At 64.2% G+C, this 24,213-nt stretch carries 22 protein-coding genes; 16 read left to right on the forward strand and 6 right to left on the reverse strand.

Features of this window, described 5'->3' with window-relative positions; genetic code table 11:
- The first annotated feature begins 90 nt into the window (after positions 1-90).
- From RGV59_RS17810 to araH, 3 genes are read left to right on the forward strand one after another with little or no spacing between them, the layout of a single operon-like run.
- Complete coding sequence (locus tag RGV59_RS17810; protein WP_090234820.1) at positions 91-1,095, forward strand: substrate-binding domain-containing protein; 1,005 nt, start codon at positions 91-93, stop codon at positions 1,093-1,095.
- Complete coding sequence (araG, locus tag RGV59_RS17815) at positions 1,092-2,594, forward strand: L-arabinose ABC transporter ATP-binding protein AraG (protein WP_126587407.1); 1,503 nt, start codon at positions 1,092-1,094, stop codon at positions 2,592-2,594. Before RGV59_RS17810 ends, araG begins: the two co-directional genes overlap by 4 nt.
- Positions 2,595-2,603: 9 nt before the next feature.
- Positions 2,604-3,572 carry an L-arabinose ABC transporter permease AraH gene (gene araH / locus RGV59_RS17820; protein ID WP_046489319.1) on the forward strand — a complete coding sequence of 323 codons (969 nt, stop codon included), beginning with the start codon at positions 2,604-2,606 and terminating at the stop codon, positions 3,570-3,572.
- A gap of 15 nt (positions 3,573-3,587) precedes the next feature.
- Here araH and RGV59_RS17825 read toward each other — a convergent pair whose 3' ends face one another.
- Positions 3,588-4,376, reverse strand: coding sequence for an AraC family transcriptional regulator (locus RGV59_RS17825; protein WP_046383880.1), 789 nt, complete (start codon positions 4,374-4,376; stop codon positions 3,588-3,590).
- Positions 4,377-4,461: 85 nt separating this feature from the next.
- On the opposite strand from RGV59_RS17825, the gene RGV59_RS17830 reads away from it, so the two are divergent.
- The 7 genes from RGV59_RS17830 (at position 4,462) to RGV59_RS17865 (ending at position 11,255) form a co-directional block, all read left to right on the forward strand.
- On the forward strand, positions 4,462-5,460 hold the full coding sequence (locus tag RGV59_RS17830; protein WP_126585976.1) for a bile acid:sodium symporter family protein: 999 nt from the start codon (positions 4,462-4,464) through the stop codon (positions 5,458-5,460).
- A gap of 95 nt (positions 5,461-5,555) precedes the next feature.
- Positions 5,556-5,918: a type 1 fimbrial protein gene (locus tag RGV59_RS17835; RefSeq protein ID WP_126585977.1), complete on the forward strand. Its 363-nt coding sequence runs from the start codon at positions 5,556-5,558 to the stop codon at positions 5,916-5,918.
- 123 nt (positions 5,919-6,041) lie between these two features.
- A complete protein-coding gene (locus RGV59_RS17840) occupies positions 6,042-7,226 on the forward strand; it encodes a sugar transporter (protein WP_046488537.1) in 1,185 nt (394 codons plus the stop codon).
- A gap of 121 nt (positions 7,227-7,347) precedes the next feature.
- Positions 7,348-8,052, forward strand: a complete 705-nt coding sequence (gene aqpZ / locus RGV59_RS17845; RefSeq protein ID WP_046383876.1) for an aquaporin Z — start codon at positions 7,348-7,350, stop codon at positions 8,050-8,052.
- A gap of 377 nt (positions 8,053-8,429) precedes the next feature.
- On the forward strand, positions 8,430-9,497 hold the full coding sequence (locus RGV59_RS17855; protein WP_046383875.1) for an ABC transporter substrate-binding protein: 1,068 nt from the start codon (positions 8,430-8,432) through the stop codon (positions 9,495-9,497).
- Positions 9,484-10,473 (forward strand): ABC transporter permease, encoded by a 990-nt coding sequence (locus RGV59_RS17860; RefSeq protein ID WP_046383874.1) that lies wholly within the window; start codon positions 9,484-9,486, stop codon positions 10,471-10,473. The genes RGV59_RS17855 and RGV59_RS17860 overlap by 14 nt, the downstream gene beginning before the upstream one ends.
- Positions 10,467-11,255 (forward strand): ABC transporter ATP-binding protein, encoded by a 789-nt coding sequence (locus tag RGV59_RS17865; protein WP_104903436.1) that lies wholly within the window; start codon positions 10,467-10,469, stop codon positions 11,253-11,255. The genes RGV59_RS17860 and RGV59_RS17865 overlap by 7 nt, the downstream gene beginning before the upstream one ends.
- A gap of 450 nt (positions 11,256-11,705) precedes the next feature.
- Here RGV59_RS17865 and RGV59_RS17870 read toward each other — a convergent pair whose 3' ends face one another.
- Positions 11,706-12,248 (reverse strand): acyl-CoA thioesterase, encoded by a 543-nt coding sequence (locus RGV59_RS17870; RefSeq protein ID WP_079443558.1) that lies wholly within the window; start codon positions 12,246-12,248, stop codon positions 11,706-11,708.
- Positions 12,249-12,355: 107 nt separating this feature from the next.
- On the opposite strand from RGV59_RS17870, the gene RGV59_RS17875 reads away from it, so the two are divergent.
- Positions 12,356-13,315 (forward strand): GlxA family transcriptional regulator, encoded by a 960-nt coding sequence (locus RGV59_RS17875; protein WP_057004844.1) that lies wholly within the window; start codon positions 12,356-12,358, stop codon positions 13,313-13,315.
- 60 nt (positions 13,316-13,375) lie between these two features.
- Here RGV59_RS17875 and RGV59_RS17880 read toward each other — a convergent pair whose 3' ends face one another.
- Entirely contained in the window at positions 13,376-13,801 is a 426-nt protein-coding gene (locus RGV59_RS17880) for a hypothetical protein (protein WP_079443559.1), read from the reverse strand.
- A 144-nt stretch (positions 13,802-13,945) separates the two neighbouring features.
- Complete coding sequence (locus RGV59_RS17885; RefSeq protein WP_046383868.1) at positions 13,946-14,668, reverse strand: pirin family protein; 723 nt, start codon at positions 14,666-14,668, stop codon at positions 13,946-13,948.
- 178 nt (positions 14,669-14,846) lie between these two features.
- On the opposite strand from RGV59_RS17885, the gene RGV59_RS17890 reads away from it, so the two are divergent.
- Both RGV59_RS17890 and RGV59_RS17895 read left to right on the forward strand, forming a co-directional pair.
- Entirely contained in the window at positions 14,847-15,797 is a 951-nt protein-coding gene (locus tag RGV59_RS17890) for a GlxA family transcriptional regulator (RefSeq protein WP_102618580.1), read from the forward strand.
- Between the two features lie 150 nt (positions 15,798-15,947).
- Entirely contained in the window at positions 15,948-17,399 is a 1,452-nt protein-coding gene (locus RGV59_RS17895) for a winged helix-turn-helix domain-containing protein (RefSeq protein ID WP_126585979.1), read from the forward strand.
- Here RGV59_RS17895 and RGV59_RS17900 read toward each other — a convergent pair.
- Both RGV59_RS17900 and RGV59_RS17905 read right to left on the reverse strand, forming a co-directional pair.
- Positions 17,346-20,105 carry an ATP-binding protein gene (locus RGV59_RS17900; RefSeq protein WP_126585980.1) on the reverse strand — a complete coding sequence of 920 codons (2,760 nt, stop codon included), beginning with the start codon at positions 20,103-20,105 and terminating at the stop codon, positions 17,346-17,348. The genes RGV59_RS17895 and RGV59_RS17900 overlap by 54 nt on opposite strands.
- 58 nt (positions 20,106-20,163) lie before the next feature.
- Positions 20,164-20,559 carry a helix-turn-helix domain-containing protein gene (locus RGV59_RS17905; RefSeq protein ID WP_046383864.1) on the reverse strand — a complete coding sequence of 132 codons (396 nt, stop codon included), beginning with the start codon at positions 20,557-20,559 and terminating at the stop codon, positions 20,164-20,166.
- A 206-nt stretch (positions 20,560-20,765) separates the two neighbouring features.
- Here RGV59_RS17905 and RGV59_RS17910 point away from each other — a divergent pair, with 206 nt between their 5' ends.
- From RGV59_RS17910 to RGV59_RS17920, 3 genes are all read left to right on the forward strand, one after another.
- The gene (locus RGV59_RS17910) at positions 20,766-21,677 is read left to right on the forward strand and encodes a LysR substrate-binding domain-containing protein (protein WP_046383863.1); all 912 of its coding nucleotides are present in this window, start codon (positions 20,766-20,768) and stop codon (positions 21,675-21,677) included.
- Between the two features lie 108 nt (positions 21,678-21,785).
- Positions 21,786-22,376: an antibiotic biosynthesis monooxygenase gene (locus RGV59_RS17915; RefSeq protein WP_126585981.1), complete on the forward strand. Its 591-nt coding sequence runs from the start codon at positions 21,786-21,788 to the stop codon at positions 22,374-22,376.
- Positions 22,373-24,211, forward strand: a complete 1,839-nt coding sequence (locus RGV59_RS17920; protein WP_104903432.1) for an amidohydrolase — start codon at positions 22,373-22,375, stop codon at positions 24,209-24,211. Before RGV59_RS17915 ends, RGV59_RS17920 begins: the two co-directional genes overlap by 4 nt.
- Positions 24,212-24,213 lie beyond the last annotated feature (2 nt).

Below are 24,213 nucleotides of genomic sequence, written 5' to 3' on the forward strand. Positions count from 1 at the left end.
GCGCATCCTGAATGCACGCGGCGCTCTCAGGCTTTTCGCGAGCAAGCTCGCTCCTACAAAAAAAGAAAACAACAATAAGGAGTCAACCGTATGAATCGTCGTCGTGCTATCCGTTCCTTGTGCTGCGCCGCTGTGGCGGTCTCGGCCATCAGCTTGAGTGGGCTGTCGCTGGCCGCTGAAGCAGTAAAAATCGGCTTCCTGGTCAAACAAGCCGAAGAACCCTGGTTCCAGACCGAATGGGCCTTCGCCGAAAAAGCCGGCAAGGAACATGGTTTCACTGTGATCAAGATCGCCGTGCCCGACGGTGAGAAGACCCTCTCGGCCATCGACAGCCTGGCCGCCAACGGCGCCAAGGGCTTTGTGATCTGCCCGCCGGACGTGTCCCTCGGCCCGGCCATTGTCGCCAAGGCCAAGGTCAACGGCTTGAAAGTCATGGCCGTGGATGATCGTTTCGTCGACGCCAAGGGCAATTTCATGGAAGACGTGCCGTACCTGGGCATGGCCGCGTTCGAAGTCGGTCAGAAGCAAGGCGCGGCGATGGCCGCCGAGGCGAAGAAGCGCGGTTGGGACTGGAAGGACACCTACGCGGTGATCAACACCTTCAACGAGCTCGACACCGGTAAAAAACGCACCGACGGTTCGATCAAATCCCTCGAAGAAGCCGGCATCCCCAAAGACCATATCCTCACCGCCGCGCTCAAGACCCTCGACGTGCCCGGCAGCATGGACGCCACCAACTCGGCGCTGGTCAAGCTGCCCAGCGGCGCGAAGAACCTGATCATCGGCGGCATGAACGACAACACCGTGCTCGGCGGCGTGCGCGCCACCGAAAGCGCCGGCTTCAAAGCCGCCAACGTGATCGGCATCGGCATCAACGGCACCGACGCCATCGGCGAGTTGAAGAAAGCCAACAGCGGCTTCTTCGGTTCGATGCTGCCCAGCCCGCACATCGAGGGCTACAACACCGCGCTGATGATGTACGAGTGGGTCACCACCGGTAAGGAACCGCCGAAGTACACCGCGATGGACGAAGTGACGCTGATTACCCGCGCCAACTTCCAGGAAGAACTGACCAAGATCGGGCTGTGGAAATGACCGCAGCGGCACTGCGCTTTGACGGCATCGGCAAAACCTTCCCCGGGGTCAAGGCGCTGGACAGCATCAGTTTCACCGCCCACCCGGGGCAGGTACACGCGTTGATGGGCGAGAACGGCGCGGGCAAGTCGACGCTGCTGAAGATCCTCGGCGGCGCCTACGTCCCGAGCAGCGGCAGCGTGCAGATCGGCGCGCAGACGATGGCCTTCAAATGCGCGGCCGACAGCATTGCCAGCGGCGTCGCGGTGATCCACCAGGAGCTGCATCTGGTGCCGGAAATGAGCGTCGCCGAGAACCTGTTCCTCGGGCATTTGCCGGCGCGTTTCGGCGTGGTCAACCGCAGCCAGTTGCGCCAGCGGGCGCTGGCGTGCCTCAAGGGCCTGGCCGATGAAATCGACCCGCAGGAAAAGCTCGGGCGCCTGTCCCTGGGCCAGCGCCAACTGGTGGAAATCGCCAAGGCGCTGTCGCGTGGCGCGCATGTGATTGCCTTCGATGAACCCACCAGCAGCCTGTCGGCCCGTGAGATCGACCGGTTGATGGCGATCATCACGCGCCTGCGCGACGAGGGCAAAGTGGTGCTGTACGTGTCCCATCGCATGGAAGAAGTGTTCCGCATCTGCGACGCGGTCACGGTGTTCAAGGACGGCCGCTACGTGCGTACCTTCGACGACATGCGTGCGCTGAGTCACGACCAGTTGGTCACCTGCATGGTCGGTCGCGATATCCAGGACATTTACGACTATCGGCCGCGCGCACACGGCGAGGTGGCGCTCAAGGTCGACGGTTTGCTCGGCCCGGGCTTGCGTGAACCGGTCAGCTTTGAGGTGCGCAAGGGCGAGATCCTCGGCCTGTTCGGCTTGGTCGGCGCCGGGCGCACCGAGCTGTTTCGCCTGCTCAGCGGCTTGCAGCGCGCCACGGCGGGGCAGTTGGAACTGTGCGGGCAAGCGCTGCAATTGCGCTCGCCGCGCGACGCTATCGCCGCCGGCGTACTGCTGTGCCCGGAGGACCGCAAGAAGGAGGGCATCATCCCGCTGGCCAGCGTCGCCGAGAACATCAACATCAGCGCACGCGGCGCCCATTCCCGGTTCGGCTGGCTGCTGCGCGAGGGCTGGGAGCAGGGCAACGCCGAGCAGCAAATCCGCGGGATGAAGGTCAAGACGCCGAGCGCTGCGCAGAAAATCATGTACCTGTCCGGCGGCAATCAGCAGAAGGCCATTCTCGGCCGCTGGCTGTCGATGCCGATGAAGGTGCTGCTGCTGGACGAGCCGACGCGGGGCATCGACATCGGCGCCAAGTCGGAGATCTACCAGATCATCCATGACCTGGCGGCGAGCGGCATCGCGGTGATTGTGGTGTCCAGCGACTTGATGGAGGTGATGGGGGTTTCCGATCGCATTCTGGTGCTGTGTGAAGGCGCTTTGCGCGGCGAACAACGGCGCGAACACGCCACTGAATCCAACTTGCTGCAACTGGCCTTGCCGCGTGGCCTGGCGAACTGAGAGACGACTATGACGACCCAACACAACGCGTTGCCGACGGCACGCAAACCCGTGGACCTGCGCGCGCTGCTCGACAACTGGGCGATGCTGCTCGCGGCGCTGGCGATTTTCCTGCTGTGTGCCTTGCTGATCGACAACTTCCTCTCGCCGCTGAACATGCGCGGGCTGGGCCTGGCGATTTCCACCGTAGGCATCGCCGCCTGCACCATGCTGTTCTGCCTGGCGTCGGGGCACTTCGACTTGTCGGTCGGTTCGGTGATCGCCTGCGCCGGGGTGGTGGCCGCGATTGTGATGCGCGACACCGACAGCGTCATGCTGGGCATCGGCGCGGCGCTGCTGATGGGCTTGATCGTCGGGCTGATCAACGGCATCGTCATCGCCAAGCTGCGGGTCAATGCGCTGATCACCACCTTGGCGACCATGCAGATCGTGCGCGGCCTGGCCTATATCTTTGCCGACGGCAAGGCGGTAGGAGTGTCCCAGGATCAGTTCTTCGTGTTCGGCAACGGCCAGTTATTGGGCGTGCCGGTGCCGATCCTGATCACCATCGTCTGCTTTGTGTTCTTCGGCTGGCTGCTCAACTACACCACCTACGGGCGCAACACCATGGCCATCGGCGGCAACCCGGAAGCGGCGCTGTTGGCCGGGGTCAACGTGGACCGCACGAAGATCCTGATCTTTGCCGTGCATGGCCTGATCGGCGCATTGGCCGGGGTGATCCTCGCGTCACGCATGACCTCGGGCCAGCCGATGATCGGCCAGGGCTTCGAGCTGACGGTGATTTCCGCTTGCGTGCTGGGCGGGGTGTCGCTCAGCGGCGGCATCGGCATGATCCGCCATGTGATCGCCGGGGTGCTGATCCTGGCGATCATCGAGAACGCGATGAACCTGAAGAACATCGACACGTTCTACCAGTACGTGATTCGCGGCTCGATCCTGCTGCTGGCGGTGGTGATCGATCGCATGAAACAACGCTGAGCTCCTTCCTTTGCATTAGCGGAAGAACTCGCCGGGAGTGGCGTCGAATTGCTGGCGAAACGCGTTGATAAACGCCGACGTGGATTCATACCCGCACGCCAACGCCACATCCGTCACCCGCTCGCCTTGCTCCAGGGCGGGCAGGGCGCCGAGCAGGCGCAAGCGCTGGCGCCAGGCGCGGAAGGTCAGTCCGGTGTCACGCAAAAACAGGCGGCTGAGGGTCTTCTCGCTGACCGCCAGCTTGCGGCTCCAATCCCCCAGCGTGGTGGGTTGCTCCGGGTGCAGCTCCAAACTGCGATAGATCTGCCGCAAGCGCGGGTCGAGGGGCAACGGCAGCATCAAATCCACCTGGGGCGCCGCCGCCAGTTGGTCCAGCACCACCTGGGCCAGCCTGCCGTCCGGGCCCTCTTCGGCATATTCCACCGGCAGTTCGCTGAAGCGGCGGATCAACTCGCGCAACAAACTGCTCACCTCCAACACCTGGCAACGTTCGTCCGCCCAGGCGGTGACGCTGCAATCCAGGTACAGGCTGCGCATCTCCGTGTGCGGCGAGCTGTAGACCCGGTGCGGCATGCCCGCCGGAATCCACACCGCGCGCTGCGGCGGCGCGACGAAGCGGCCGACGCTGGTCTGGATCTCCAGCACCCCGGAAATCGCGTAGGACAACTGCACCCACGGATGGCTGTGCCGACGGGTCAAGGCGCGGTTGGGCAAGGATTCGGTGCGTCCGTACACCGGGCGTGGCAGGCTGGAAAGCCCGGGCACGCTGCGGCGGACGGTCTTGTCATGTCCTTTAGGCGGCATTTACTGGCTCATTGGCGTTAGTCGGTAATAAAGCGTTACGTTAGAGTCGCGATGACGTTCTTGGCAACCCCGGAAGATCCTGCTTATGACTCGCCCGCGTTTTCTGCCCGACAATTTCACCCTGACCCTGATTGCCACCGTGCTCCTCGCGTCCTTGCTGCCCGCCAGCGGCCAGACCGCCGTGGTTTTCGGCTGGGTGACCAACCTGGCCATCGCGCTGTTGTTTTTCCTGCACGGCGCCAAGCTGTCACGCCAGGCCATCGTCGCCGGGGCCGGGCACTGGCGCCTGCACCTGCTGGTGTTCAGCCTGACCTTTGTGCTGTTCCCCTTGCTGGGCCTGGCGCTCAAACCGCTGTTGTCGCCGCTGATCGGCAAAGACCTGTACATGGGCATGCTCTATCTGTGCGCGTTGCCGGCCACGGTGCAGTCGGCGATTGCCTTTACGTCCCTGGCGCGCGGCAATATCCCGGCGGCGATTTGCAGCGCGGCGGCGTCGAGTCTGTTCGGGATCTTCCTCACGCCGCTGCTGGTGACGCTGTTGCTGAATGTCCACGGCGAGAGCGGTTCGACCGTCGACGCCATCCTGAAAATCAGCGTGCAATTGCTGTTGCCGTTCATCGCCGGGCAGATCGCCCGCCGCTGGATCGGCGAGTGGGTCGGCCGCAACAAGGCCTGGCTGAAGTTCGTCGACCAGGGCTCGATCCTGTTGGTGGTCTACGGCGCGTTCAGCGAAGCGGTCATCCAAGGCATCTGGCAGCAGATTCCGCTGTGGGAGCTGGGCGGCCTGGTGGTGGCCTGCTGCGTGTTGCTCGCCCTGGTATTGCTGGCGTCCACGCTGCTGGGCAAGGCTTTCGGCTTTAATCAGGAGGACCGCATCACCATCCTGTTCTGCGGTTCGAAGAAAAGCCTGGCGACCGGGGTGCCGATGGCCCAGGTGCTGTTCGCCGGGGCGACCATGGGTGTGTTGATCCTGCCGTTGATGCTGTTTCACCAGATCCAGTTGATGGTGTGTGCGGCCTTGGCGCAACGTTATGCGCAGCGCCCGGAAAGCATTCCGGAACTGATGGGGCAGGTGGACCCGTGATCGGTATATCAGACATTTCTTAAAGCGACGAAAGGCCTAAAGCCTGCGTCAAAACGGACGACTCACTTCTTGTCAACCCAAGAAGGAGCGTCGACATGAACGTTATACGTTTGTCACTGGTTACAGGCTTCCTCGCTGTATGGACGGGGACATGCATGGCGGCGCCGCAGGGTGGCGTCGTCCGATTCTACGGCAGTATCGTCGAGCCGGGCTGCACCACGGCGGCGGCGAGCGGCTCGATAATGGACTTGAAAGGCTGCCCGCAGGCCAGTCGCGGCAACCAGCTCGCGGTGCAGCCGGTCCGCAGCGTCAAGGCGGTGGGCGCGCCCAACGCCCATGTGCGGTTGATGGCCGACACCCCCAACGGACGTTATTACGACCAGCGGTATGTCCTGGTGGACGGCTTCGATAAGCCCATTCAGACGGGTAGCTACTTGATCACCCTGACCTCGCCCTGATCGATCCGCAGGCGATTTGCTCCGGATGAGCGTCAACAGCCGCCCGAGAAACCTATAGAATGCTCGGCGGCGGCGCTTGTCCTGGGTGGCCGTTTGATCATCGTCAGAGTGCCGCGCCCTTCAATGAGCCTTTCAACCGCAACGCCCCGTGCCAACTGGCAACCGGTCATCGCCCTCGCGCTGGCCGCCTTTGTGTTCAATACCACCGAATTTGTGCCCGTCGGCCTGCTCAGCGCCATCGGCGCCAGCTTCGACATGCCCATTGCCAGCGTCGGCCTGATGCTCACCATCTATGCCTGGATCGTGTCGCTGACCTCGCTGCCGGTGATGCTGCTGACGCGCAACATCGAACGGCGCAAGCTGCTGATCGTGTTGTTCGGCCTGTTCATCGCCAGTCATATCCTCTCCAGCGTCGCCACCAGCTTCGGCCTGCTGATGGTCAGCCGGATCGGCATCGCCTTGTCCCATGCGCTGTTCTGGTCGATTACCGCGTCCCTCGCGGTACGCCTGGCGCCGGCCGGCAAACAGGTGCAAGCCCTCGGGCTGTTGGCCACCGGCACGTCGCTGGCGATGGTGTTGGGCATCCCCCTGGGCCGCCTGCTGGGCGAAGCGATGGGCTGGCGCACCACGTTCCTGGTGATTGCGGCCTTCGCCGCCGGCCTGGTGTTCTGGCTGGCGCGCACCTTGCCGCTGTTGCCGAGCCAGAACTCGGGCTCCCTGCGCAGCCTGCCGCTGCTGTTCAAGCGCCCGGCGCTGGTGGCGCTGTACGTGCTCACCGCCATGGTGGTCACCGCGCAATTCACCGCCTACAGCTATATCGAACCGTTTGTCGAACGTGTCGCTGGCCTGAGCGGTAACGTCGTGACCCTGTTCCTGCTGGTGTTCGGCGGCGCGGGCATCATCGGCTCGCTGTTGTTCAGCCTGGTACACCGCTTCAACCCGCATCTGTTCGTGGTCGGTGCGGTGTTCCTGCTGGGCGCGTGCCTGGCACTGATGCTGCCGTTGAGTGGGGCCGAATCCTACCTCGTCGGCCTGAGCGTGTTCTGGGGCATGGCGATCATGGGCTTCGGCCTGGCCATGCAGTCCAAGGTCCTGGTGCTCGCCCCGGACGCCACCGACGTGGCCATGGCCATGTTCTCCGGCATCTACAACATCGGCATCGGCGGCGGCGCGTTGCTGGGCAGTTGGGTCGGCAGCCACTTCGGCTTCGCCTGGATCGGCGCGGCGGGTGGGTTGTTGGCGGCTCTGGCGTTGATCGGTTATTGCCTGGCGATCCGACGGTTCGGCCAGGGTGTCGCGCGCGACTGAAATCAGACAAGTCTTACAGGGCAATTTGATGCCTGTTGCTACCGTCTCCCAGGACCTCCCACATCCTGTGGTGACGGCGATCACCACGCCCTTCGATCAGGGCCGTGGTGTTTGAAAAGCAATGGAGTCGATTGTGCAAAAGCGTTTGACCGCAGAGTTTGCAGGTACCTTCTGGTTGACGTTCGGCGGGTGTGGCAGTGCCATCCTGGCGGCGGCATTCCCGACGCTGGGGATCGGGTTTCTGGGGGTGTCCCTGGCGTTCGGGCTCACCGTGCTGACCATGGCCTACGCGGTGGGCGGTGTCTCAGGCGGGCATTTCAACCCGGCGGTGACCATCGGCCTATGGGCCGGGCGCCGCGTTCCCGGCGCCGATGTGCTGCCTTACATCGCCGCCCAGGTCGCAGGAGCGATTGTCGCCTCTGCCGCCCTGTACGTGATTGCCAACGGGCAGTCGGGTTTTGAGCCGGGTGGTTTTGCCGCCAACGGCTATGGCCCGCTGAGCCCCGGCCAGTTCGACATGAAGGCGGCGTTGCTGGCCGAACTGATCGCTACGTTCTTCTTTGTCCTGATCATCATGCGCGTGACCGCACCGGGCGCGGTTGCCGGCTTTGCGCCGATTGCCATCGGCCTGGCGCTGACCTTGATTCACCTGATCCTGATCCCCGTGACCAACACCTCGGTCAACCCGGCGCGCAGCACCGGGCCGGCGTTGTTCGCCGGGGTCGAGTACCTTGCGCAACTCTGGGCGTTCTGGCTGGCGCCGATTGCCGGCGGGGTGTTGGGGGCGTTGGCGGCGCGCGGGTGGGAGGCGCGCAGCCCGGCTTGAATCGAAAAAGGGGGGAATCAAGCGCATTCCCCCTGCATCACTTCCAGGTCTGCACGTCCTGTGCATCCACCGCCTTGAAGAACGCATCCGCGATCTTCTGCTGCTCAGCCAATTGATCGGTCGTCCCCGGTTACAGGTGCGGTTTCACCCATTTCCCGGTCTGTACCCACTGCGCGTACACCCCCGATAAATACTGTTCCGATCTGAGCTTAGGGCGCTTTTTGTGTGTTTCGAGGCATCGGGCATAACCATAGAATTATATGGTTCTTTCATAATTGTCGCTGATTAATATAATCAAATTGTAGTTTTGTCGCAGGTGCCCTGCATGACGCAAGGCGCGCAATCTACCTAGCGAACACAATCATGGGAGTTTTTGCATGGCTGCTTTCGATCCTTTAACCCGCCGCCGCCTCCTGGGCATGGCCGGTATTACCCTGGCCAGCCCCTTGCTGCTGTCGCTGCCCCGCCTGGGCTTCGCCGCCGACGAGCACGCCGCGCACCACACGCCCCAGGAGCCCGCCGGCACCGGTGAGTTCATCCGCCTGGATGCGCCTCGCGCGCTGAAACTGGCGGTCAACCTGAATGCCGTGTGCCTGGCCCCGGTGGTGATCGCCCACGGTCAAGGTTTCTTCAAACAGCACAACCTGGATGTGGAACTGGTCAACTTCGGCAATTCCACCGAGGTGCTACTGGAAGCCATCGCCACCGGCAAGGCCGATGCCGGTGTGGGCATGGCGCTGCGTTGGCTCAAGGCCCTGGAGCAGGGCTTCGACGTCAAGCTGACCGCCGGCACCCATGGCGGCTGCCTGCGTTTGCTCAGCGCGGCGAACGGCGGCGTAAGCACACTCGAAGCCCTCAAGGGCAAGACGATCGGCGTGACGGACATGGCCAGCCCGGACCGCAATTTCTTCTCGATCCTGCTCAAGAAGCACGGCATCGACCCGGTGCGCGACGTCGAATGGCGCCTGTACCCGGCCGACCTGCTCGGCACCGCCCTGGAGCGCGGCGAGGTGCAGGCGGTCAGCGGCAGCGACCCGTTCATGTATCGCCTGATCAAATCCGGCGTGGCGCGGGAACTGTCCACCAACCTGGTGGAGGCCTACGCCAACCTCAGCTGCTGCGTGGTCGGTGTCACCGGCAAGCTGGTGCGCGAAGACAAGCGCGTGGTCGCGGCGCTGACCCAGGCGATCCTCGAAGCCCATGACTATTCCGTGCAACACCCCGAGGTCGTCGCCAAGGGTTTCCAGGCCTATGCGTTGAACACCTCCACCGAAGAAGTCCAGGCGATCCTCCACGACCACACCCACGGCCACCATGCGGTCGGCGCCGCGCTGACCGCGGAAATCACCACCTACGTCACCGACCTGAAAACCGTGGAAGTGATCAGCCAGGGCACCGACCCGCTGGCGTTCGCCAAGGAGATCACCGCCGATGTCTTCAGTTGACGCGACCACCCTCAACCCACCCGTGGCGTTCAAGGTCGGGTGGCCGGGCCTGGCGGTGATCGGCGCCTGGTTGGCCGTGGCGCTGCTGATCAGCTACTGGCCCAATGCGACGCGCGACTGGCCGATGACCCAAGGCTTGGCCCATCTCTGCGTGGGCGTGGCGGCGGTGTTCGGGGTGTCGAGTGTGGCCGGGCGCCGGTTCGCCAGGCTCGGCCTGCGCCTGCGCGGAGCCGCGTCATGGCTGATCGCTTTACCGCTGCTGTTGGGCATTTGGGAGCTGCTCACGGCGAAACTCGCGCTGCTGCCGGTGCCGTTCTTCGCGCCGCCCCAGGCCCTGCTCGCGGTGTATGTCGAAGACTACGCGCGCCTGGCCGACAGCCTGCTGCATTCGGCGTTGCTGCTCGGTGCGGGCGTGGCGTTGGGCGCGGCGACCGGGTTTATCGCCGGCGTGGCCATCGGTTGGTCGACGCGTATCGGCTATTGGCTGCATCCGGTGCTGCGCATCCTCGGCCCGGTGCCGTCGACGGCGCTGTTGCCGTTGTGCTTTTTCCTGTTCCCCAGCAGTTGGAGCGCCAGCGTCTTCCTGATCGCCCTGGCCACTTGGTTTCCGGTCACGGTGCTGACCTGGTCCGGCGTGGCCAGTGTCGATAAAGCCTATTACGACGTGGCGCGCACCCTTGGTGCAAAACAGCCTTTCCTGATCTTCAAGGTGGCGATTCCCGCCGCCTTGCCCCATGTGTTCGTTGGCCTGTTCATGGGCCTCGGCGCCTCGTTTTCGACCCTGGTGGTGGCGGAAATGATGGGCGTGAAATCCGGCATCGGCTGGTACCTGCAATGGGCCCAGGGGTGGGCGGCCTACGCGAATATGTATGCAGCGTTGTTAATCATGGCGCTGGCCTGCTCGGGGTTGATCAGCGGCTTGTTCCGGCTGCGCGACCACTTGCTGGCCTGGCAGAAAGGAGCGATGAAATGGTAGCCCTGGCAACCGCAGTAGAAGCCGCGGCGGGATTGACGCTGCGCATCGAAAACCTGAGCCACGGGTTTGCCTTGGACGGTGAGCATCTGCCGGTGTTGCAGCGGGTTTCGCTGGACGTGGCAGCGGGGGAGTTCGTTGCCTTGCTCGGGCCTTCGGGGTGCGGCAAGTCCACCTTGCTGCGTCTGGTCGCTGGGTTGGAACCGGCGGATTCCGGGCGCTTGCTCGCCGATGGTGAGCCGATCAGCGGCCCGGACCCGAGCCGCGTGGTGGTGTTCCAGGACCCGACCTTGTATCCGTGGCGCCGCGTGTGGGACAACGTCGCCCTCGGCCTCGAAGCCCAGGGCCTGCTCAAGACCCATGCCGCCAAAGTTGATGAAGCCTTGGAAAAAGTCGGCCTCAGCCAATTCGCCCGCGCCTTCCCTCGGCAACTGTCCGGCGGCATGGCGCAGCGGGTTGCGCTGGCCCGTGCGCTGGTGAACCAGCCGCGTCTGCTGATCCTCGACGAGCCCTTGGGTAAACTCGATTCCTTGACCCGCATCACCATGCAAAAGGAACTGATCGACCTGTGGCAACGCCAGGGCTACACGGCGTTGCTGGTGACCCACGATGTGGAAGAAGCCTTGCTCCTGGCCAACCGCGTGATCGTGTTCAGCGACCGCCCGGCGACCCTGCAGGCGCAATTGACCATCGAGCGGCCATACCCCCGGCACCGCGACGATCCTTATCTGGTGGACCTGCGCCGGCAGATACTCGGCTTGCTGGGGTTGGGGGAGAGCTGGTAGGTATGACTTGATCAGTCTGAGCAGCGCCTGGCGACTCAATCTATAAAGCTGTCGATGACTAGGGCCGGTATCTGCATTGGGACGAGTTTCGTCGATATCCAGCGCCGGGTCTCAAGAAAGAGGCCGCATGGGCAGCTATCAAGATGTCCCGGGCTTGCGCGAGTAAGACCCTGGAGCTTCGCAGCGAGTGCGGCAGTGCGTTTTTTTTGTGCATCACTGACTTTTGTGAGGCGGTTGTTCACGGCGTCGAGTCGTTGACGTCCAGCTTGGGCGGGGCAGTGGCGTCTTCTCCCCAATACCGCGATAACACTCGGTATCTGGTGGACTCCTTGATGATGGAAGAGGCTATATCCAGCGCGCAGTTGGAAGGCGCCGCGACGACTCGTAAAATCGCCAAGGACATGTTGGCCAAGGCGCGCATGCCTCAAGACGATGATGAGCGGATGATCCTCAATCCTGTTCCTCACCTCGCAACTGCACGCTCATCGCCTCGCAACTCTGCGCCCAGTCGCTCAGCCACTGCGGCAGGGGCGGCGATGTTTCGGCCAGCCCCAGCTCCCGCAGGAAATCCGCCGGGGGCAGGGTGCCCTTGGCTGAGCGGAACAGCCCGCGCATCACCACCACGCCGACCACCCGACCCTTGCTGACGAAACGGTGCTCCATCAGGCTCCACTTGTGGTCCCAGCCGAGTATGCGGGTGTGTACCTCGAACACTTCGAACACCTTGAGTTCGCGGCGGAACTTGCCCCAGGTATCGCCCACGATCGGCAGCGCCTTGTTGCGCAGGGCCACGCGAAAAGCGCCAGTGCGCAAGACAAAATCCATCCGTGCAACGTCCGCCAGGGTGAAGTAGCGGCCATTGGTGACATGCCGGTTGAGATCCAGGTCCAGCGGCCACACCCGCATGCGTACCACGGTGGTGGCCAGGCCATGGGCAGGCTTGCGCCAGGGGCGACGGCAGAGCATGTAGAGCAATCGAAACCAGAGATTCATAAAGACGCCACAGAGTTGAACAGTGGCAGCACTGTAAGGGCGCCAAATCGGCTAAGGTAGGTGCGCAAATGACTTATTTAATGCGAAAAGCGCAAAAAGGTCCGTGAATGCACATTACCTTGCTCCTGGCCGATCACTGCTCCGCCGCCAGCGCCACCCTGGCCCTGGAAATGCTCAGCGCCGCCAACCTGTTTGCCGACCATCCGCCCTTCGAGATCGTGGTCGCGTCCCTCGACGGCCAGGCCGTGAATGCCTGGGGCGGGCAGCGTCTGCAAGTGGCCTGTTCGACCGCGCAGATCGCACAGACCGACCTGGTGTTGATCCCCGGCTTTCTCTTCACCTTGAAAGAGGCTTTGCCGACGTTTGCCGCCTTCGGCCCCTGGCTGCGCGAACAGCATGGGCGCGGCGCCGTGCTGGCGTCGATGTGTACCGCCGCCTTTCTGTTGGCGGAAACCGGTGTACTGCAAGGCTTGCGCGCCACCACCCACTGGGCGTTTGCCGAGCTTTTCCGGCGACGCTACGCAGACGTAAGCCTCGATGACGCGCAGATGCTCTGCGAAGAAAACCGCGTGATCACCTGTGGTGGCGCCAGTGCGGCAATGGACTTGATGCTCCACCTGATCCGCCGCTTCGGCTCGCCGGAACTGGCTCACACCTGTGGCAAATACCTGCTGATCGACACGGTGCGGACGGTGCAGTCGGTGTACGCGATGTGGTCGTTGCCCAAGAGCCACGGCGACGCGCAGATACTGCGCGTGCAGCATTGGCTGGAGCAGCACTGCGCCGAGGCGCTGGTGATTGACGAGGTGGCCCGGCACTTTGGTTTTGGGGTGCGCAATTTCAAGCGACGTTTCAAGGATGCCACCGGCTATACGCCGATCGCTTATGTGCAGACCCTGCGCCTGGAGCGCGCCAAGCAGATGCTGGAGTCGACGCGCATGACCCTCGAAAGCATCACCTATGCGGTGGGCTACGAAGACAGCAACTCGTTCCGGCGCCTGTTCCAGCAGCGGGTGGGGATGCTGCCGGCAGCGTATCGCAAGCGATTTCAGGCCAGTACCCGATAAGCAGGCGAAAAAAAACCGGCTGATCAGGCCGGTTTGGGGTGCCGCGCACACAGCGCGGGGTCAAGCGTTGTTGCCCTGCAGGCGATCTGCACCGCCTTCGGCCAGGCCACGTTCCTGCAGACGATCCGCACCGCCTTCAGCCAGGCCGCGTTCCTGCAGGCGATCTGCACCGCCTTCAGCCAGGCCACGTTCCTGCAGACGATCCGCACCGCCTTCAGCCAGGCCACGTTCCTGCAGACGATCTGCACCGCCTTCGGCCAGACCACGTTCTTGCAAGCGATCCGCACCGCCTTCAGCGACGCGACGTTCCAGCAGGCGTTCAGCACCGCCTTCGGCGACACGGTTGCCTTGCAGACGCTCGGCACCGCCTTCGGCGACGCGGTTTTCGTTGAGGCGATCAGCGCCGCCTTCAGCGACGACAGGGTGGGCAAAAGCGTTTGCAGCAAGTACCGAGAAAGCGAGGCTAAGCAAGAGTTGGCGTTTCATGAGAGTGTGCTCCGAGTGTTTGATTAGGGTGTTGCCTGGTGTGGGTTTGATGTTACGCGTTGGTATTTTTAAGAGAACTTCATTGGGCTGATGGTGACTATCGACGCCAGCGATAGCCCGCGTCGGCGGGCTATCGTGCAGCCGTCATGGCATCTGCGGCAGTTCCAGAGGGCGCAGGTCAAATACCAGCACCTCGGCATCGTCACCGTGGCTCAGGCGGATCTGGCGCTCATCGCGCACGCGGGCCCCGTCGCCTTCCTGTAGGCGTTGGCCGTTGATCTCGACGCTGCCGCGGGCCACGTGGATGTATACGTGGCGGTCCGGCGCCAAGTCCAGGCTTGCGCTTTCGTCAGCGTTGAACAGCCCGGCATAGACCCGTGCATCCTGGCGCACGTGAAGGGAGCCTTCGGCGCCATCCGGCGAGATGATCAACTGCAAGCGTCCACGTTTCTGCGCTGCGCTGAAGTGCTCCTGCTGATAGCGTGGCTCGGCGCCGGAGACATTCGGTACGATCCAGATCTGCAGGAAATGCACGCCACGGCTCTGGCTATGGTTGAACTCGCTGTGGGCCACGCCGCTGCCGGCGCTCATCAGTTGCACATCGCCGGGGCGGATCACCGAGCCGGTGCCCAGGGTGTCCTTGTGTTCCAGGGCGCCTTCGAGCACATAGGAGAAAATCTCCATGTCGCGGTGCGGGTGCTGACCGAAGCCACGGCCTGCGGCGACGCGGTCATCGTTGATCACCAGCAGGTCGGAAAAACCCTGTTCGGCGGGGTTCCAGTAGTTGGCGAACGAGAAGGTGTGGAACGACTTCAACCAACCGTGATTGGCGGCGCCGCGGTCGGAGGCTTTGCGAAGGGTCAGCATGGTGGTGTCCTCAAGTCAGAGCGGGCTGCGAAATGCAGGGCGCTTGCGTTGAGAAGAAGGTTACTGGTTACTGGAATATTCATTAAGAAGCTGATATCTGAATAACTGTCGCATTGAGGTTGACAGTTGCGGACGTGGCATAATACCCGCTGCCTTCCTTCCTGATGGACGTCTCTCTATGAACACCGTGGCCATGGCGCTGTTTCCGGACTTCCTCCTGCTCGACATGGCCGGGCCGCTTGAAGTGTTTTCGATTGCCAACCGCTACCTGCCAGCGGCGCAGCACTATCGGATCCTGATCGTCGGCACCGAGCCCGGCCCGCTGCGTGCGTCCAATGGTGTGGTCGTGCAGCCCGACCTGCTGCTGGCCCAGGCGCACGATGCCTATGACCTGCTGCTGGTGCCCGGTGGTCCCGGTGCCTATAACGAATGCCACCCCGACCTGTTGCCCTGGCTCCAGGCCGCTGCTCCACGCGCGCGGCGCTTCGGCTCGATCTGCACCGGTGCCTTTGTGCTGGGGTATGCCGGGTTGCTCGACGGCCACCGCGTGACCACCCACTGGCATTACACCGAGCGGCTGATCAAGGCCTTCCCCCAGGCCGTTGTCGAAACCGACCGTATCTACCTGCAGGACGGCCGCCTGATCACGTCCGGCGGGGTGACGGCGGGTATCGACCTGGCGCTGTCGGTTGTCGCCCAGGACCACGGCAAGCAGGTCGCGGTGGACGTGGCCAAAGTGCTGCTGGTGGTGATGAAGCGCCAGGGCGGGCAGGCCCAGTTCAGCCCGATGACCGCCGCCGTGGCGCCCCAGGAAACCGCGATCACGCGGGTGCAGAGCCATGTGCTGGCGCATCTGGACCAGCCGTTCACCATCGAATCCATGGCGGCACTCGCCGGCATGAGTGCGCGGCACTTTGCGCGGTTGTTCGCCAAAGAGGTGCAGATGACGCCGATGGCCTTCCTGCAGGGCGCGCGCATCGACCGCGCCCGGCACCTGCTGGAAACCACCGACCTGCCGCTCAAAACCGTGGCCTTTCACGCAGGCTTTGGCAGCGTGCGGCATATGCGCTTTCTGTTCAGTGAAAAACTCGGCCTCAACCCCACCCAATACCGGCAGCAGTTCAGTTAACGACAGGATGTCCGTCTCGCGCACCCGATTGTCCGTATCGCTCCCCGTGCCAGCATTGTCCTGTTACAACGAGCTGGCAAGATAACGGCAGGCCCATGGAAGAAGGATGCGCGGAAGCCCAAGCTCGGGTGTTTCAGCGCTTTTACGCAGATGAACAACGACCATGCGATGCGCTTTGGCCCTTACACCTTTCATCGTCAGCAGCGCCTGGTCAGCAAGGCAGGCATGCCCGTGCCGTTGGGCGGGCGTGCGCTGGACATCCTGGCGGTGCTGCTCGAAACGCCCGGGCAATTTGTCAGCAAGGACACCCTGATCGCCCGCGTCTGGCCGTGTAGCGTGGTGGAAGAGAACAACCTGCGGGTGCATATCGCCGCCCTGCGCCGTGCGTTGGACGGTCGTCGCTACATTCTCAATGAACCCCAACGCGGCTATTGCCTGGTTGCGCCGCTGCAGGAGGCCGCTGGGAACGCGGCACCGCGGCACAACCTGGCGACCCGGCTCAGCCCGCTGATCGGTCGCGACGAACTGGTGGGGACGCTGGTCCGACGCCTGTCGGGGCAACGCCTGATGACCCTCACCGGAGGCGCTGGCGTCGGCAAGAGCAGCCTGGCCCTGGCGTTGGCCGAGCGTGTGTTGCCGCGTTATCGCGACGGCGTGTGGTGGCTGGATCTGGCCGGTGTCGATACGCCCACGGCAATGCTGCGCCAGTTGGCCGAGACCCTCGGGCTCGACGCGGCTGACAGTGGCGCGGCGCTCTTCCGTCAATTGGCCTCGCGCCAGTTATTGCTGGTGCTCGATGGCGCCGACGTGTTGCTCGGCGCCTGCCGTCATCTGGTGCGCGCGCTGCAGGCCAGCGCGCCTGGGGTGACGCTGTTGTTGAGCAGCCGCGAAGCCTTGCGGGTGCCCGGCGAGTGGGTGCAGCGCGTGCCTCGCCTGGCGCTGCCGATGCCATCCGCCTGGGGCAGCGTCGAGCAGGCGATGGCCTACTCGGCGGTGCAGGTGTTCGTCGCGCGCGTGCGCGCCAGTCAGCAAGGGTTTGCCCTGCGGCCCCAGGACTTGCCGGCGCTGCGCGATATCTGCCGCCGGCTCGACGGTATTCCGTTGGCCCTCGAACTGGCGGCGGCCCAGGTCGATGCTCTCGGCGTGCAGGGCTTGCAGGTGCAATTGCGCAGCGGCCTGCAAGTGCTGGCGCGCGGTCGGCGCACGGCGCTGGAACGCCACCGATCCCTGGCGGCGGCCCTGGACTGGTCATACGAGCGCCTGAGCCTGCCGGAGCGTTGGCTGTTCCTGCAACTGGGCCTGTTCAAGATGGCGGTGAGCTTGCCCGTCCTGGGGCAGTTGATCGCCGGCACCGAGCTGGCTCACGCCGACCTGCCATACCTGCTGCGGCGACTGGTCGACATCTCGCTGCTGAGCGTGGAGCCCGGCCTCGGTCCCGAGCGTTACCGCTTGCTCAACAGCGTGCGCAGCTACGCCCTGGCGCAACTGCGCGACCCGCTGCAAGTGGCGCGTCTGCAGCAAGGGTATGGGCATTATCTGGGGGCGTTTTCAGGCCGGCCGTTTGTCCTGCAACTCGTCGAGCAGGCGGCGCACGCCGATTAGGTCCTGGGTGGCGAACCCTTCGCTGAATCGCCCGTAGACCGAGTCCAGCAGCTCGCGTGCCGCTTGCCGGCGGTCTTGGCGCTGCCACAGCCGCGCCAGCGCGGTGGCACTGCGTAACTCCCAGGCCAGGGCGCCTTGCTGGTGCGCCAGGCCGAGTGCCTCGAGCAACAGTGCTTCTGCCGGGATGTAGTCACTGTGCTCGGCGCGCACCCGCAGGATCTCTGCCGTACACCAGCCGGCCGCGCCGCTTTTGGCGCGTTCGAACATCGCCGCGTCCACCGCGCCCGCATTGAAGGTCACCAGGGTATCCGCGATCAGGCCGAGCCCGGGCATGGCTTGCGTCGGCGCTGCGCCCGCGTAGTGTCGGGCCCAGGTATGAAACAGCTGCACCGAGTGCTTTTGCGCTTGTTGCAACAACAGTTCCTGCAGCGAATGGGTCGCGGCCGCGTCGCCGTTGTAGCGGGCGATGACCACCCCGGCCAGGGCCAGGGTGTAGCAGATCGAGGTGCCGTGGTTGATCTGCAGCGCCAGTTCCAGGGCCTGGTTCGCGGTGCGCCAGGCCCGCTCCGGGAACCCCCGCAGCCACAGGATGCGAGCGAGGATCGTCAGCGAGGCCACGCCCTGGTCGTACTGCACGCCGAAGCCATGGGTGAACCGGTTCAGATGGCCGCTGTGGGCCATGCGCTGGATCACCTGTTCGGCATTGCGCAGGGCCAATGCCTGGTGACCGGCAAAGTGCTGGGCCAGTACCCGCAGGCGCTGGGCGCTGAGGTCGAGCAAGGGGTCGGCCTGGGGGCCGAGTTGATCGAAGTGCAGGCTTTGCGCAAGTGCCTGGCGATAATTGCCGCAGCACAGGTTGACCGCCATATGGCCCGACACCGCACGCAACTGGCCGCTCAGATCGTTGTTCGCTTCGGCCAGGCGCCGCGCGTAGGCAAAGGCGTCAATGGTCTGCGGCGTACCGCCCTGGGTGTGATACGAAAAACTGCCCAGCGCCAGTTGCAACGCCATGTGCAAGTGCGGGTTCGGCGCGGGCGATTGCGCCAGCCGTGCGAGCGCCTTGCCCACGTACAGCCCGTGTTCCCCCAGCAATGACAGTTCCTGCCACAACGGCATCGCGCTGACCGTCAGGCGAATACCCAACAGGTGCGTGCCCTGGTCGCCCAGGCCCCAATCCAGTGCGGCGCGGATGTCTTCGCGCAGGGGCGCGTAGCGGTCGATCCAGGGCTGCGTCGCGGTCAGTTCCCAATCGTCCCGGGCCTGTTCCATCAAGGCCAGGCAGCGTGCGGCGTGGCGCTCGCGGGTGGTGTCGAGTTCAGCGGCCACGCTGAGCTTTTCCAGGGCGTAGGTGCGGGTGATGTCCAGCAGGCGGTAGACCATCTCGTCATCGCCGGGCTCGACATTGAGCAAGGACTTGGCCACCAGTTGGGTGATCGAACCCAGCACCTCGGCCGGCGCGATCTGGTCCCCGGCGATCACCGCCGCCGCGCTGGCCAGGCTGAAGCCGCCGCGAAACACCGCCAGGCGGCGCAGGCAGATCTGTTCGCACGGCGCGAGCAGGTCGAAACTCCAGTCCAGCGTGGCGCGCAGCGTCTGTTGACGGGGCAGGGCACTGCGGCGGCCACGGGTCAGCAGGCGAAAGTTGTCTTCCATCTGCACCAGCAGGCCTTGCAGGCCGAAACGTTCGATCTGCGCCGCCACCAGTTCAATCGCCAGCGGGATACCGTCGAGGCGCTGGCAGATATCAATCGCCAATGGCAGTTCGGCTTCGCTGAGGGCGAAGCTGTCCTGATGGGACATGGCGCGCTCGATCAACAGTTGCAGGGCCGGATAGCCCAGCGCCTGGGCACGGTTGCCGGTGGCGGGCGGGCAGGCCAGCGGCTCCAGGCGCTGCACGTATTCACCCTCGGCGCGCAGTGCTTCGCGGCTGGTGGCGAGGATGTGAACGTTGGGGGCGTGGCGCAGCAGGGTCTCGCTGATCAGGGCGATGTCATCGAGCAGGTGTTCGCAGTTGTCGATCACCAACAGCAACTGGCGCGTGTGGAGACTGCGCGCGAGGGTCAACAGCGGCGCGTGTTCGTCGGGGGTGAGGTCGAGCAGGGCGGCGAGGTTGGGCAGGATCATCGACGGTGCGCTGAGGGGGGCGAGGTCGAGCAGGCGAATGCCGTCGCGGTAATGCCCGATCAACAACTCGGCGACACGCAGCGCGACCGTGGTCTTACCGATGCCTCCCGCGCCGGTCAGGGTGATAAAGCGTTGTTGCGGCAATTGCTGCACCAGCGCATCGATCAGCGCCTGGCGGCCGATCATCCGCGTGCTGCGCAGCGGCAGGTTGTGGGCCTGGCTTTGCGCACTGCCGTCGGTTGGAAGGGTCATCGGTTCGATGCTCAGTGGCGCAACAAAACTGTAGCCGCGCTGGGCCACGGTGACGATATAGCGCTGCCCGGCCTGGCCATCGCCCAGGGCCTTGCGCAACGCCGCCATATGCACGCGCAGGTTGCCGTCTTCGACCACGCTTTTGGGCCAGACCCGCGCGATCAGTTCCTGCTTGCTCACCACATTGCCGGCCTGTTCCAGCAGGATCAGCAGGATGTCCACTGCCCGCCGTCCCAGGCGCAACGGCCGGCCAGCCTCCAGCACCAGGCGTTGGCGCGGGTGTATCCGATACGGGCCGAAGTGTACGGCCTGTTCGCTGAGGTCGTTCATGCCAGCCCGAGCTCTGAAAAAAGGGTTCGCCCAGCATATTCCACGCTTGCGCTGACCACTAGGCGGCAATCGCCTGCTTGCGACGCAATTGGTGATTACGCCAGGTCATCGGGTTGACGCCTTCGCTGCGCGTGAACATATGGCAGAAGTGTGCCTGGTCGCAGAAACCACATTCCAGGCTGATTTGCGTCAGGCTCAAGGACGTACCGGTGATCAACTCCTTGGCGCGCTGGATGCGCTGTTGGCGAATCCATTCCTGCGGCGACAGCCCGGTGGTGCATTTGAAGGCGCGGGAGAAGTGGCTGCGCGACAGTGCGCAGGCCTGGGCCAGGTCGGCAATCGCCAGGCTTTCGCCGAGGTTGGCGAGGATCAGTTGCTTGGCGATACGCTCGCGCCGGGGGCAGAGGCCGCCGGTCGCGCAGAAGCTTGGAGCACCGTGCTCAAGTCGGGCCATGACGAAATATCCGCAGTCGATGGGAGCGTTCCCGGTGAATGGATGCAGTGTAGACGGCCTCATTCTTGGTGCCGTGCCGTCCGACTGACGAGTTAATCGTTGTTAATTTCGCCAGTTGTTGGCGTGGAAAAGACAGCACAGGTGTGCAATCGCGCTCGCCGCGCCGCGTGCTTAGCTGGTGCTCTGTCAACTGTTTGGGGACCGCTATGAACCGCAACGACCTGCGCCGCGTCGACATGAACCTGCTGGTGATTTTCGAAGCGCTGATGTTCGAGAAGAACCTGACCCGGGTCGCCGAAAAACTGTTTATGGGCCAACCGGCGGTGAGCGCGGCCTTGGGCCGTTTACGCGATTTGTTCGACGACCCGTTGCTGCTGCGCAATGGGCGCGGCATGGAGCCCACACCACGCGCAATGGCAATACTCAAGGAGCTGCAACCGGCCATGGACACCATCTCGAGCGCGGTCAGCCGCGCCAAGGATTTCGACCCTTCCACCAGCTGTGCGGTGTTCCGCATCGGCCTGTCCGATGACGCCGAATTCGGCCTGTTCCCGCCGTTGCTCAGCCAACTGCGCGACGAGGCACCGGGGATCGTGGTGGTGGTGCGCCGCGCCAATTACCTGTTGATGTCGTCGCTGCTGGCCAGTGGCGAGATCACCGTGGGAGTCAGCTACACCACGGATCTGCCGGCCAATGCCAAGCGCAAGAAACTGCGCGACATTCCGTGCAAGGTGCTGCGCGGCGATGGCGGCACCGCACCGCTGAGCCTGGACGAATACTGTGAACGGCCGCATGCCATGGTGTCGTTTTCGGGGGACTTGAGCGGCAATATCGACCTCGACCTGGCGCGCATCGGTCGGGCGCGCCGGGTGGTGCTGGCGGTGCCGCAATTCAGTGGCTTGCGGGCGTTACTGGCGGGCACGCAGATCATCGCGACCGTGCCGGACTACGCCGCGTGCGCCTTGACCGAAGGCACCACGTTGCGCGCGCAGGACCCACCGTTTGCGATCGACGCCGCAGAGCTGTCGATGGTGTGGAGCGGGGTGCATGACAACGACCCGGCGGAGCGCTGGTTGAGGAGCCGGATCAGCGCGCACATGTCCAGCTTCCCCGCGTAGGCGGCCCGGCAAGTCACCGCGCCAAACAGCACAAACATCCAATTCCGAATCGCCCGTCGCCGCCAAACTCGCCTCATCGCTCAGCTCTCCAGGGGGGAAGAACACACCATGGACCCAACACCTGAAACCGGTTCCGACGAAGTCGTCACCCTGATCGTCAAACACCGGATCAAATCCGGCAGCGAGGCCAACTACGAAGCGTGGCTACGCCGCATAGTACGCATCGCCGGCGAACGCCCGGGCCACCTCGGCGTCGACGTCGTGCGCGGTAAACACGACGGCCTGGCGCTGTTCACCTGCGTGTTGCGCTACCGCTCCACCGACGACCTGCAACGCTGGCTCGACTCCCTCGAGCGCAAAACCCTGATCGAAGAAGCCGCGCCGCTGCTGGCCGACGGCGACCACACCGAAATCGGTGCGGTCAACGAGTTCTGGTTCACCCCCCAAACCGACAGCGTCGCCAAACCGCCGCGCTGGAAACAGGCCGTGGTCACCCTGTGCGTGATCCTGCCGCTGACCCTGCTGGTACCGATCGTGTGGGGCCCGATATTGGGCCTGCACCCGTTCCTGTCCAACTACGTGGTCGCCACCTTCCTGATCACCCTGACCATCGTGTTGCTGGTGGTGTACCTGCTGATGCCGGCGGCTACCCGCCTGTTCGCTCCCTGGCTTGAAGCCTCTGTAAAGGAAACCCTATGAACGCCGATCTGATTTTGTTCAATGGCCAGTTCCACACCGTGGACCGTGAAAACCCACGCGCTACCGCCGTCGCCATTCGCCAGGGGCGCTTCGTGGCCGTGGGCACCGATGGCGAGGCCATGGCCCTGCGCGGCAGCGGCACCGAGGTCATCGACCTCAAGGGCCGCACGGTGATCCCCGGCCTCAACGACTCGCACCTGCACCTGATCCGTGGCGGCTTGAACTACAACCTCGAACTACGCTGGGAAGGCGTGCCGTCCCTGGCCGACGCCCTGCGCATGCTCAAGGACCAGGCCGATCGCACCCCGACGCCGCAATGGGTGCGCGTGGTCGGCGGCTGGAACGAATTCCAGTTCGCCGAAAAGCGCATGCCGACCCTGGACGAACTCAACCAGGCGGCGCCGGACACGCCGGTGTTCGTGCTGCACCTGTACGACCGCGCCTTGCTCAACCGCGCCGCCCTGCGCGTGGCCGGCTACACCAAGGACACCCCGAACCCGCCGGGCGGCGAGATCGTGCGTGACAGCAACGGCAACCCCACCGGCATGCTGGTGGCGCGGCCCAACGCGATGATCCTGTATGCGACCCTGGCCAAGGGCCCGAAACTGCCGTTGGAATACCAGGTCAACTCGACCCGCCAGTTCATGCGCGAACTCAATCGCCTCGGCCTGACCAGTGCGATCGACGCCGGCGGCGGTTTCCAGAACTACCCCGACGATTACGCGGTGATCGAGCAACTGGCCAAGGATGAACAACTGACGGTACGTATCGCCTACAACCTGTTCACGCAGAAGCCCAAGGAAGAACTCAGCGACTTCAAGCACTGGACCGGCAGCGTCACCCTGCATCAGGGCGACGACTACCTGCGCCACAATGGCGCCGGCGAGATGCTGGTGTTCTCCGCCGCCGACTTCGAAGACTTCCTCGAACCGCGCCCGGACCTGCCGCTGAGCATGGAGCAGGAACTGGAGCCGGTGGTGCGCCACCTGGTCGAGCAGCGCTGGCCGTTCCGCCTGCACGCCACCTATAACGAATCGATCTCGCGCATGCTCGATGTGTTCGAGAAGGTCAACCGCGACATCCCGTTCAATGGCCTGCCGTGGTTCTTCGACCACGCCGAAACCATCACCCCGCACAACATCGAGCGTGTGCGCGCCCTCGGCGGCGGGATTGCGATCCAGGACCGCATGGCGTTCCAGGGTGAGTACTTTGTCGAGCGCTACGGCGCCAAGGCCGCCGAAGCCACGCCGCCGATCAAACGCATGCTCGCCGAAGGTGTACCGGTCGGCGCGGGCACCGACGCCACGCGGGTGTCGAGCTACAACCCGTGGACCTCGCTGTACTGGATGGTCAGCGGCCGCACCGTGGGTGGCCTGGAGCTGCACGCCGAAGGACTGCCGCGCCTGACCGCGCTGGAACTGTTCACCCACGGCAGCGCCTGGTTCTCGTCCGAGCAGGGCAAGAAGGGTCAGATCAAGGTCGGCCAGTTGGCGGACGTCGCCGCGCTGTCGGCGGATTTTTTCAGCGTCGATGAAGAGGCCATCAAGTGGATCGAGTCGGTGCTGACCGTGGTCGGCGGCAAGGTGGTGTATGGCGCCGGCGACTTCGAAGATTTCGCACCGCCGCGCGTGCCGGTGCTGCCGGACTGGTCGCCGGTGGTCAAGGTGCCGGGACACTGGCGTCCCGCTTCGCCGCTGCAGGCGCAGGCTCACCACTGCAGTGGCCCGTGTGGCGTGCATGCTCATGGCCATGAGAAAGCGCGTCTTTCCAACGTGCCGGTCAGCGACTTCCAGGGCTTCTGGGGTGCGTTTGGCTGCTCGTGCTTTGCGTTCTGATA

Origin of the sequence: Pseudomonas sp. FG1, assembly GCF_034313875.1 — a bacterium.
GTDB lineage: Bacteria > Pseudomonadota > Gammaproteobacteria > Pseudomonadales > Pseudomonadaceae > Aquipseudomonas > Aquipseudomonas veronii.